Origin of the sequence: Rhizobium sp. BT-226 (genome assembly GCF_025847085.2) — a bacterium.
GTDB classification, from domain to species: Bacteria; Pseudomonadota; Alphaproteobacteria; order Rhizobiales; family Rhizobiaceae; genus Rhizobium; species Rhizobium sophorae.
Genome location: NZ_JAOYTI010000013.1, coordinates 1 through 4,113, shown reverse-complemented (window position 1 = coordinate 4,113; position 4,113 = coordinate 1). Strand labels below are relative to the sequence as shown.

The following is a 4,113-nucleotide window of genomic DNA, read 5'->3' as shown; positions in this document are numbered from 1 at the left end:
AGTTCGGCGGCCGTATGCGGGTCCATCATCGCGGCGTGATAGATGTGCTCGCGATTCTCGGTCATCAGCGCCTGAACCGTCAGCTCCTGGACGTTGATATTGGTGCGGATCAGCGCCGTCAGCTGCGGCGGCAGGTCGCCGATGTAGGTCGGCTGGATGCCGGAGGCATCGACGAGGCAGGGCACTTCGGCAGCGCAATTGGCAGGCAGCGAAGTGATGCAGCCATTGTTGCGGACATTGCCGTAGATCACTGAGGGCTCGCCGGTCCAGACCGAATTGATGATCGAGGAGGCATATTCCTTCGACGGCTTGACCTCGATCTTGTCGGCCGAACGATAGGCCTCCGCCTGCCCTTTCCAGCGCTCGATCTGCTCGATGCAACGCTTCGGATATTCATCGAGCGGAATGCCGAATTTCTCGATCAGGTCCTCGCGGCCCTCCTTGATGAAATAGGGCGTATATTCGGCGAAATGCTCCGAGCTTTCGGTGACGAAATAGCCGAGCCGCGTCAGCATCTCGTAGCGCACCTTGTTCGGGCAGCGCTGCTGCCTCTGGCGCGTGCGCCGCGATGGTCGCTCATTTTCCTCCGAGCGGATTCCCGACGGAGACCGTGCAAATGTGGCGATCGGCTCCGGACGCAAAGGCAGAGCGTGTGATGGTGGCCCTGCAGGTGAAGCTCGTGCCCGACCTTGATACTTCGATCGTCTGACGCACCATGCGGCCCCTGCGATCGCGCCACCCCCTAGCCAATCCGTTCTGAGTCCATCTGAATGGGGTTGCCCCACCAGAATTATCGGAGCCGGGCGTTATTTCATGCCTTGCTGTTCGCCCTTTACCCGCCGCATTAACACGGACGAAGAGCCGTCCCCTTGATGATATATAAATTTCCTGTTTCCACACAATCTTCCCCGTCCTACGTCTCCCATGAACCACTTCCGTGTACTGCAACACAATCGAGTGGCCTTTCAGTTGCGCTTGAAGATCGCTTTGACCACCGGCCTTGACTGGCATAGTTAAAACAAGGAGAGCGCTCGCAATAGATATCAGTCGCATAGATACCCCCCGGCCTCTTCCTGGTTTTGCGATAGATCTCTTCAGCCGCTAGGAAGTGTTTTTCTCCATCAGAGACGATAGCGCCGACCTTTAATGCTGAAGACAAGCAATAGAGAAGGCCGGTAGTGGGGCATCAGGTGCCAAGCAAAACCGACAGGCTCCGGAGCTTTATTATCATATTCTAATTCCCGACTAAATAGGGTATGATTGCCTAATTATTCGCACTGGTTGTAGTTGACAGCTTCGCGAGACGGCTCAGCTGCACTCAGCTTCACATGGGGGGATATCCATGCGTACGCGTCGAACGTTTCTCGTGCAATCGGCATTGGCCTTAGTGACGACTGTTTCCGCCAGGGCAGATGACAGCTGGGAGGCTTTGCTCAAGGACGCAATCGGCGACGCAAACCCGATTACGCTTGGTCGGATCATTCCGCCTGCATCCTCACCGCTTTGGAAGGAAGCACATGATCAACTTGATGAAGCACGAAAGGGTCTGCGTCCATATGACATCGCCAGATATTTCGTCACGTCGCTTCCCCCCAAGTTTCAGATCGCATGGCCCGAGCCAAATCCTGCGCGTCCCACTCTTGCGAACCCTGTGATCGTTCTATTCTTTGCTTCTACAAGAACTCAGCCCGCCGGGGACAAAACGCCTTGGTGCTCAGCCTTTGTGAACTGGTGTCTTCAGAATGCTTCACCAGCGATATTGGGAACGAATAGCGCTGCGTCACAATCGTTCGTCAAAAATGTAGGCTGGGGCACAGAAGTGTGGAACAAGAGGGATAGATGGCCACCAACTGCGGCTAGACGTGGCGACATTGCCGTCTTCACGAATAGATCGGATCCTGCCCACGGACACGTGGCGTTTTTCGACCGCGCGACTCCTCGTCAGCCGCACCATGTAGACGTGTTGGGGGGGAACCAGTTCAATAGGGACGGTCTGCATACCTTCAACGTAAAGTCGCTCAACATCGAGAACGAACTAGAACTTGTTTCGATTCGTACAACGATAGGCCTGCGAGATGGATGAACTCCATTCCCTGAGCCTCGTCGTTCTGCGGATTGTCCTGTTTCTGGGTGTCTGCAGCTCTTCTGCATGGGCCCAAAATTTCGAAATGACTTGGAGCGTCCCGCCTCAATATCGAACCCCGGGAAACGGCTCCACCGCGATGATCATCAAGGATTCGAATGGTGTTGCCAGGACGATATACGATGAAAGCTATGCTGTGCTCATCATCCAAGGGCAATATTCAAACGGCTGGTCACCAACCGTTGCACAGGGAGAGCGGAGCGCTTCCATCTTGAGGAAAGCACTTGAAGCTCGCGGTTATCACGTGATGATCTGGCGCGACTTGAAGGGGCAGCAATTCCAACTCCTACTGAGTGAAATACTATCGAACATAGGGTATCGGAACCAAACTCGCCTTTTATTTTACTACTTCGGTCATGGTACCTCACTAGGGACGTCCGATGACGATGCGGGGACACGGACTTTCTTGGTTCCCGTGGACGCTGGCGATCCCAGCACTAATCCTCAAGGATTTTACAGATCCGCAATTCCGATTTCGCGGCTGACTGAACTTGCCTCCGCGATGACCATCAAGCATGCCTTCTTTGCGCTTGAAGCGTGTAATGCCGGCGGGATTTTGTCCACGCTTGGTTTGCCGCCGCCACCGAATGCGATGGGCTATATCTTCGGTGAAAACGTCAAGAAGCATGTCCGGCAATTCCTGACCGCCGGCAACGAGCAGCAGGAGGTTCCAACGGGCGTATTTAGCGCGTTGCTTGTTGGCGCATTCGACGAGGGAAGTCGAAATGATGATGGTTACGTTACCGGATCAGATGTGATCTCCTATGTGACACGTCATAGCCCACAATTTACCAAGGATTTCCCACTCAACCCTTCATATGGATTTATACCGCCAGCAGGGGGCGGTGACATGGTGATCGGTCCCTCACTTGCCAAGCTGCACGAGTCAAACCAAGGGGATAGCCCACCGGTCGTCTTGGACAGGCCGATCGCGAACGGGGCGGTGAACGGTATGAGACCTGCTGAGCCGGAACCAGCAGCGCCATCCGCGAAGCCGAAGCCATCTTCGACAATGCCGCAAGGCCAAGCCGGACCGCAAAATCCGGTAAAGCGCAAGACGCGCATCGTCTCTCAGTCCGCGCCTCCGAAGTCGCTCCGCGGCAACGGAAACGTCAGCACACCCAGATCATCAGGAAAGTGCTTTAAGTTTAATGGCCAGACCTTTTGCGAATAGATATGAACGCATCTTTCTGAAGCACAGGTAGTATCCACTGCAGCGGCGACGTACCGACAGAAGTCTGAAAACCTGCTCTGGTTTTTGGAGGAGCTATGACTACTTGATGCTTTCGTTGCTCGCATTCCTGCTGGTGAGTATCTATGCGGGGCGGAGCATGCTCCTGCGAGTTCGCAAACGCCAGTGAAACAACCGGTGTATTTTCACGAGCTATACGTGCACCGGAGATCAGCAAATCCGAGCTGAAGCGGCTAGCGAGTAGATGAACTGGGGTGCGCGAGTCCATGTTTCGCGCCGCGCGCCTTGCAGATAGTCTGAGTTCGGCCTCATGTCGGTCGTCTGCCGCCTGCGTAGCGACGTCCGCTCTATTGCACTTTGTGGACGAAGCCGCGCCCATCGATGCATGCCCGGTCCAGGCAAGCGCGACGACTTCTTGCATGACCGACAAGTGGGCGCGCAGTAGCAGGGCGCTATGGCCGCCGGACGACTAGTTCGAAGTCGGACAACGGCGACACGACAAGCACGCCGCGATTACAATAGCGGTCGTTCCAGTCGCAAAGAGCCCCGCGGTTGTTGCCACCGCGGGGCTCCTTGACGCCTCACCCGGGAGAGGGGGTCAGGCGGCCTGTACCTTGCGGGCCGTGCGTGCCCATTCGGGCAGCCAGTCGCCGTGGGTTGCGAGCAGATCGTCGACCAGCGACCAGATCTGGTCGAGGTCGAGTTCGGCGGCCGTATGCGGGTCCATCATCGCGGCGTGATAGATGTGCTCGCGATTCTCGGTCATCAGCGCCTGAAC

Annotated in this window: 2 protein-coding genes and 2 pseudogenes; 2 read left to right on the top strand and 2 right to left on the bottom strand. The window is 56.0% G+C overall.

What is annotated here, in order from left to right; translation table 11 throughout:
• Nucleotides 1–542: pseudogene (locus OIU37_RS34390) on the bottom strand (alpha-glucosidase/alpha-galactosidase); the annotation flags it as partial.
• Nucleotides 543–1,342: 800 nt separating this feature from the next.
• Between OIU37_RS34390 and OIU37_RS34385 the strand changes: the two are divergent.
• Together OIU37_RS34385 and OIU37_RS34380 are read left to right on the top strand one after the other, a co-directional pair.
• Nucleotides 1,343–2,083 (top strand): CHAP domain-containing protein, encoded by a 741-nt coding sequence (locus OIU37_RS34385; RefSeq protein WP_372353407.1) that lies wholly within the window; start codon nt 1,343–1,345, stop codon nt 2,081–2,083.
• The gene (locus OIU37_RS34380; RefSeq protein ID WP_264260128.1) at nt 2,076–3,317 is read left to right on the top strand and encodes a caspase family protein; all 1,242 of its coding nucleotides are present in this window, start codon (nt 2,076–2,078) and stop codon (nt 3,315–3,317) included. Before OIU37_RS34385 ends, OIU37_RS34380 begins: the two co-directional genes overlap by 8 nt.
• A 616-nt stretch (nt 3,318–3,933) precedes the next feature.
• On the opposite strand, the pseudogene OIU37_RS34375 reads toward OIU37_RS34380, so the two are convergent.
• Nucleotides 3,934–4,113 (bottom strand): annotated as a pseudogene (locus OIU37_RS34375) (alpha-glucosidase/alpha-galactosidase); the annotation flags it as partial.

Excerpts from the sequence above, each read along its gene's own strand:
- OIU37_RS34385 (WP_372353407.1), top strand. The coding sequence starts at position 1,343 with ATGCGTACGCGTCGAACGTTTCTCGTGCAATCGGCATTGGCCTTAGTG.
- OIU37_RS34380 (WP_264260128.1), top strand. The coding sequence starts at position 2,076 with ATGGATGAACTCCATTCCCTGAGCCTCGTCGTTCTGCGGATTGTCCTG.